Origin of the sequence: Okeania sp. SIO3B5 (genome assembly GCF_010692555.1) — a bacterium.
Lineage (GTDB): Bacteria > Cyanobacteriota > Cyanobacteriia > Cyanobacteriales > Microcoleaceae > Okeania.
Map to the genome: position 1 here is coordinate 24998 of NZ_JAAHHG010000070.1, position 6371 is coordinate 31368.

General features: G+C 35.2%; 4 protein-coding genes. 3 read left to right on the forward strand and 1 reads right to left on the reverse strand.

From position 1 onward, the window contains the following. Positions 1–234: 234 nt before the first annotated feature. From F6K54_RS12470 to F6K54_RS12480, 3 genes are all read left to right on the forward strand, one after another. Complete coding sequence (locus tag F6K54_RS12470) at positions 235–780, forward strand: tetratricopeptide repeat protein (protein ID WP_293077907.1); 546 nt, start codon at positions 235–237, stop codon at positions 778–780. 413 nt (positions 781–1193) lie between these two features. Further along, positions 1194–4001: a tetratricopeptide repeat protein gene (locus tag F6K54_RS12475; protein ID WP_293077909.1), complete on the forward strand. Its 2808-nt coding sequence runs from the start codon at positions 1194–1196 to the stop codon at positions 3999–4001. Positions 4002–4148: 147 nt separating this feature from the next. Continuing rightward, positions 4149–5570: a hypothetical protein gene (locus F6K54_RS12480; RefSeq protein ID WP_293077911.1), complete on the forward strand. Its 1422-nt coding sequence runs from the start codon at positions 4149–4151 to the stop codon at positions 5568–5570. 134 nt (positions 5571–5704) lie between these two features. Here F6K54_RS12480 and F6K54_RS12485 read toward each other — a convergent pair whose 3' ends face one another. Continuing rightward, positions 5705–6082, reverse strand: coding sequence for a zinc ribbon domain-containing protein (locus F6K54_RS12485; protein WP_375341967.1), 378 nt, complete (start codon positions 6080–6082; stop codon positions 5705–5707). Positions 6083–6371: the final 289 nt, after the last annotated feature.

Below are 6371 nucleotides of genomic sequence, written 5' to 3' on the forward strand. Positions count from 1 at the left end.
TTTTCGGCATTGTCAGGGTCAAAACTTTACCATTTTGAGACAACAATCGCCAAAAACTAGGTACTTTTTCAGAACTGAAAAATGCCAATACCAATATCAGTCAATACTTTGAGATTTAATCAGCAAACCCTAATTGTTAATTATTAGTTATTAATTATTAATTGTTGAATGTCCTACTATCCAGTCAAATTTTTCGAGAAAGATTTTGTAGTAGATTTATTGAGGTGTTAATCTATGCGTTATTGGATAAATTATCTGGGAGTTATTACCACTGCTTTAGCCTTAAGTTTCTCTACCTTTGAAGGATTACTTCAAGGAGAAAAATTACAAATTTCACCTGTATTTGCTCAGGATATTTCTTATAGTAGCTCTAATAATCAATCTAATCAATCTGAAATAAGTAGGTTGTTAAAAGAGGGAGAGAAATATTATCAAAATGAGGAATACGAACAGGCATTAGAAAAATTTCAGCAGGCATTAAAACTACGACGAGACATAGGAGATTTACTTGCAGAAAGTCGTGCTTTATTCTATGTAGGAGCAACTTATGAAAAGCTAGGTAAAGGTGAAAAGGCTAAGGATTACTATTGGGAAGTTTTAGGGGTTGCTGAAGAAATGGCCGATCAAAAAAATGCTAAAAAAACTAACTCTCTGTTATGTAAAACTCCCGAAGGAAACAAAATGTTGAGGGATGAGAAAAGTGAGATTGACTTTCATTGTTGGGAAGGAGACTCTGGTAGTGTAACTCTTTTATTTGATGAAGATAACAAAAAAGAATAGATATCTCTTCCAAAAGAGGGAGTAGGAAACCCACCCCTAACCCCTCCCAGGAGGGGAATAATTGATAATTTCTGTAGGATAGTTGATTTTATTTTTTATTATTGGATATGTCTAATAAGACTAACTCAAATAGACTTATCAATGAATTAATTGAACTAAATAATAGCTTTAGCGATCGCCTATTATATTATGTCCGCATAAGAGCGCGATAGAACTCAGTTCCTCTGAGGCGTTAACGTGCCTTGTGCATCAGCAAACAAAAAACTTTCTCTTTCTTTTTCTTTCTTTCCTTCTGACTTCTGACTCCTTCATCATTTATTTATAACTTTTCTACCGTTAGCGTAGCTCCCCCGGAGGGGGCACATAATATTATTTGGTAATTGCTAAAGCTGAATATATAAAAAATAGAAAAAATGTTTAAAAGTAGTGGAAAAAGAGTAATTAAAAGACTCATAAATTTTTTTCTAATCTGCTGCTTAAATTTAACTTTTTACTTATGCTACGAAACAGTATTTCCTCAAATATTAAATGCTGAACAACCTCAAAATCAACTAATATCTCAAACTCCACAACAAACTGAAGCAGAAGAACTTTATCAACAAGGTCAACAGCTCTACAATGATGGTCAATATCAGGCAGCTTTAGAAACTTATCAAAAAGCTTTAGAAATATTCCAATTATTATACAGATTATCAGATAATTCTACTCAATCTTTACCTTTAAAAATAAGTGAAACCCTTCACAGTATTGGAGCAACTTATCAAAAACTAACTGACTATCCCCAAGCATTAGATTATCATCAACAAGCATTAAAAATACGTCGTGAAATTAATGACAAACAAGGTATTGGTAGTAGTCTAAATAGTATTGGTGCTATTTATTTTCTCCAGGGAAATTATGACCAAGCTTTAAATTACTTGCAGCAAGCTTTAGCAATACGTCAAGAACTAGGAGATTTAGTTAGAGTTGGACGAACTCAGAATAATATAGCAGCAATTTATCAAAATCAAGCTCAATATTTTCCAGCATTAGAATATTATCAACAAGCCCTAAAAACATTCCAGGAATTAGAAAATTTTCAAGGTGAGGCAGCAGTTACTAACAACATAGGCTTAATTTATCAAGAATTAGGTCAGTATGAAAATTCCTTAGAGTGGTATCAAAATGCTTTAGAAATTTATCAAACAAATAACAAGAAAAATGGCGAAGGAAATACAATAAATAATATTGGGCTTACCTATAAATTGCAAAAAAAATATGCCCAAGCATTAACATATTATCAACAAGCTTTAACAGTTAGAGAACAAATAAATGACAAAGCAGGAATAGGGCAAAGCCTGAATAATATCGGCTTAGTTTATGACGAAAAAGGCGAATACCAAAAAGCACTAGAATATTTGCACCAAGCATTAACAATTTTCCAGACAATAGGCAATAAAACAGAAGAAGGACGTACCCTAGATAGCCTCGGCACAGTTTATAAAAGTCTCAGAGAATATACCCGAGCAGAAGACCACTATCGCCAAGCTTTAACTATTCAAAGAAATGTAGGCGATCGCGCTAGTGAAAGAATAACTTTAAGTAATATTGGAGATTTATTAGTTGCAGAAAAACAACCAGAATTAGCCATTATTTTGTATAAACGCTCTGTCAATGTCACAGAATCAATTCGGCAAAATTTACAAAAATTTCCCCTAGATAAACGAAAATCCTATGCCGAAAAAATTGCTGATACTTATCGTCATTTGGCAGATTTATTATTACAGCAAAACAGAGTCGCCGAAGCTCAACAAGTCTTAGATTTATTGAAAGTTCAAGAACTAGAAAATTACCTCAACAATGTAGAAGATAACGAACAAACTTCTGTGGGAATAGAATTATTACCTCAAGAACAAGAAATATTGGATAACTTTACTGCTATCCAAGACAAAGCACTACAGGTGAACAAAGAACTTACAGATTTAAAGAATATATCACCCACAGATAGGTCGAAATTTCAACAACAACGTATTACCGATTTAGAAGCAGAACAACAGCAAATAGAAGCAAAATTTCATAACTTTATTTCCAACGAAAATATAGTTAAAATTATACAGGAACTCAAGGAAAAAACTGGTGGTGAAAGTATAGATATTACCAATTTAAGTAAATTAAAAAATATTCTCAAAATCAAGCAAAATGCTGTACTGCTTTATCCATTAATTTTGGAAGATAGGATAGAATTAATCTTAGTCAAAAGTAAAGGATTGCCAATACATCATTCAATTCCAATTAACAAAAAACAGTTAAAAAAAGCAGTTATTGACTTGAGGGTAGCTTTGACATACCCGAGAAAAATAGCTAGCAACGAGATAGCCAAAACAGCAGGTAAAAAGTTATACAAATGGTTAATAGAACCTTTAGAGACAGATCTATTTTTAACCCAAACTAAAACTATTATTTATGCTCCTGATGGTTTATTACGTTATATTCCCATAGCAGCTTTGTACAATGGAAAAAAATGGTTAATAGAAAGGTTCAACATCAACAATATTACCGCAGCAAGTCTGACTAATTTCAATAGTAAACCTCTAGGTAAACTCCGAGTATTAGCTGCAGCTTTTAGTCAAGGAAATTATAAATTTCTTGTGGGTTCTAGAGAATTTAGATTCTCAGGATTAGAATTTGCCGGAGAAGAAGTAGAAACCTTAGCCAAGATAATTCCTAATACGACAAAACTACTGAATGAAGCCTTCAATTGGAATGAAATTATTTCACGGGTTAATAAGTACAATATTCTACATTTTGCTACCCATGCAGATTTTGTCAATGGGCAACCAGAAGATTCTTTTATTTTATTTGGTGATGGTAGTCGTTTAACTTTGCGGGATATTACCAACTTATCTTTACCTAATATTAATTTAGCAGTTTTGAGTGCTTGTCGAACAGGAGTAGGTGGCATTCTAGAAGATGGTTCAGAAATATTAGGATTAGGTTATCAAATGCAACGTGCAGGGGTGAAAACATCTCTGGCAAGTTTGTGGCAAGTTGACGATCTAGGAACGCAAGTGCTGATGATTAAATTTTATCGAGCTTTGAAAACAGGCAATATGACAAAAGCAGAAGCATTGCGAAAAGCACAACTAGCTTTGATAAATGGGAATATTAATGAAGAAGAGGCAAAAAGGTTGAGACATCCTTATTATTGGGCATCATTTATTTTGATTGGTGATGGTTTGTAGGGGAGTGGGGGAGTGGGGGAGGTGTGGGATTGGTTCTAAAAATAGATTCAAATTTGTTAAAATTATGAAAAAATCGAGCATTTTTATATATACTAAACTTTGTAGTAGATCAATGTAGTAGATCAATAATCAATAATTCCAAAGTTTATGGATTCAAGAGAAAAACTAGCAGAACAAAAATCACAAGGAACATTTCATCTTGTCGGTTCTGGCGGAGTGGTGAGAAGTTTAACGACAGTAGTGGCAAAAATGCTAACAATTCAATCTTCTCGTCTTGATGAAAAACCCGGTTTTTTCTTTGATGGCAGTCTTAATGAAGGGTTTTCTTGGGGTCAGAATCGCATTCACAAAGGTTACGATCAAATAGCACAACTTGTTTGCGATCGCGTCTCGAAAACTCGCGGATCGGATAGAATTTTACAACAAGTTCCCGTCAATATTCTAGCAAAAAATAATGCTCATCACTTTACTCAAAAAGGCTGGGAATCTTTTTTGAACTTAGTAGATATTCAGTTTCTATCAATCCGAAATCCAGCCTTAGCATTTCCATCATTAATTAGAGTCAAAGTGAAACATATTCTAGAGCAGAATATTCTCGAAAAATATGGGAATGAATTAAAAGTTGCTCAAAAAAAAGGTTATGCTGGACTAGAACTCGATTTTTTTAATGAGAATGTGACACCCGGGATTTTAAAGATTGCTCAAATGCCTAAAAACGCGATAGATTTCACAATACCCGATCTAGAATCTGTTTTTTTTAAGAGTCAAGTGAGCGGTCATCGCTGCGTTGATCGAGAATTGATGTTGGAAGTTTGGAGTGAGGTGAAAGAAAGCATGACTGAAGAAGAAGCCGTTAGCTATGCACGGCAATTTGGTTTTTTAGATTGGCAAGTAATGGTGGACAAACTTAGTCAAATTTCCTCATATAAGATGTATGAATTTCCTCTCTTACTTCGCCAATCCATTGAGTGTTATAGGACTGGATGGAAAGGCTTGCAGAAAACGATTCAAGCAGCACAGACAAACAAAACTCCTCTTTTCATCTATGATGCCACAGATTTACAATTATTTCCCGAACAATTTTTTAAAGCGGCTCATCAAGCGTTAGAGCAAGTGAAGATTTATCCTTCTCTTCAAAGACAATCCATTCCATTTAGGGAGAGTCAAGAAAGCAAAAAAGAAGGTATCACAGCATCTTTTCGGAAGGCAATTCAATCTACCAATATCCACCAACCTATAGAACATCCCGTTCCTCTCCATCAATTACCAACTTTTCTCCATACACATGTTATGGAAGCCTTTGAGATTTATATTAAGTTATCGATTGATCACTCTAAAAAGTGGATGCCTCAAAAATTTGCTCTCTCTCAATTAGCAGCTCGAATTTTATCCAATGGAAAAACATTACTCGATACCGATCCAATCTATGTTTATAGTCGTGCAGCTATTGCTCCCTTAATTTCCAACCCAACGTTAGAACAAACCAAACTCAAACAACAGATTCGTCAGAAATTTCCCGAATTTTCTGCTTACTACGATATTATTGATATTGCCGCGAATCTCGATTAAACAATATTAATTTTGAATTGTTAAGATGCGTTGAAAGAATTTTTGGTTGTTGAATATTCATTTTGAGTAAAAATCAATTACACCGTTTAATGAACTACCCCGCCGTGTAGACGGACGAGGTTTCTAAGTCCCCGTCAACAAAGTCCGCACTTTGAGATTTCGTTAGCGAAGCTTTGCGCCAGCAATCGCTTCATTTGCCCCAGTTGCTTTCCTTTCCTACGGAATGCTACGCAAACGGAATGCTCCGCAAACATCGAGCCAGTATGTTTACGGGTCGAATCAGTAGAGCTAGAGCATCGACAATTAACGAGGCCAGTTCCTAACCCCGGTTGCCTATCTGCAGCAACATTCCACATTACTATGGCCGAGCCTTGGTCTCTTGGTATTTCAAATCCACAATCATCACAAATATGGTAACGATTACTCAATTGCGCCCATTCCTTATGAACAGTTCCACATCTAGGGCAACGTTGAGATGGCTTGACTTTTTTGGTATCTATCGTAATGTGCAAACCACCTTTAGCGAGGATTTTATAGCGCTGTGCGCAGGCAACAGCTCATCTGGCAACAGCTCATCTGGGGGAATAAATTGCCGATAATATAAGACTTTTAGCTATTTGGCCTTTCCTGCAATTTGTAAATAGGGTTTGCTGAAAAAGTCTTTTAGTAGGGGTAGGAGACAGGAGACAGGAGACAGGAGACAGGAGGAACGGGGAATTATAGAGGAAGTAGGAGTAAGAATTTTCCCTTTATTTTTCTGCCATAGTCAGCCCAAAATACTAGCTTTTTGAGCGTTTTCAA

What these genes read in the sequence shown, in the direction of transcription:
- F6K54_RS12470 (WP_293077907.1), top strand. Translation starts at nt 235, where the DNA reads ATGCGTTATTGGATAAATTATCTGGGAGTTATTACCACTGCTTTAGCC.
- F6K54_RS12480 (WP_293077911.1), top strand. Translation starts at nt 4,149, where the DNA reads ATGGATTCAAGAGAAAAACTAGCAGAACAAAAATCACAAGGAACATTT.
- F6K54_RS12475 (WP_293077909.1), top strand. Translation starts at nt 1,194, where the DNA reads ATGTTTAAAAGTAGTGGAAAAAGAGTAATTAAAAGACTCATAAATTTT.